Here is a 510-nt window from a genome sequence, read left to right as displayed (position 1 = left end):
CCATTCGGCTGGCCGGCTGACGGCCGTCTACGGTCCATCAGGATCAGGCAAGACGACGCTCATCAACGCCATCAGCGGCCTCGTCCGGCCGAGCGAAGGACAGGTGGTCGTCAACGGACGCACTCTTGTCGATACGCGCCGCAATGTCTTCGTGCCGAAGCACAAGCGGCGCGTCGGCTATGTCTTCCAGGAAGCACGCCTGTTTCCGCATATGAACGTTCGGCAGAATCTTCTCTTCGGCCGCTGGTTCGCGCGACGAAGGAACAGTTCGACGAGCTTCGAACAGGTGACCGATCTTCTCGGCATCGCGCATCTTCTCGAACGCCGTCCGGCGACGCTTTCAGGGGGCGAGAAGCAGCGCGCCGCAATCGGGCGCGCCCTCTTGTCGGATCCCGATCTCCTCTTGATGGACGAGCCCCTGGCTTCGCTGGACGAGGCCAGAAAGAAYGAGATCTATCCGTATATCGAGCGTCTTCGAGATGAAGGCGGCGTTCCCATTGTCCTCGTGAG

1 protein-coding gene is annotated in these 510 nt (G+C 61.3%); it reads left to right on the top strand.

The features are described from left to right. On the top strand, positions 1-510 hold a 510-nt coding region (locus tag AC1DT3_RS23940; protein ID WP_477467628.1), incomplete at both ends, for a molybdenum ABC transporter ATP-binding protein.

The organism is Microvirga sp. P4_G7 (assembly GCF_056401005.1).
The sequence above is the reverse complement of the archived record's forward strand: the minus strand, read 5'-3'. Positions and strand labels throughout refer to the sequence as shown.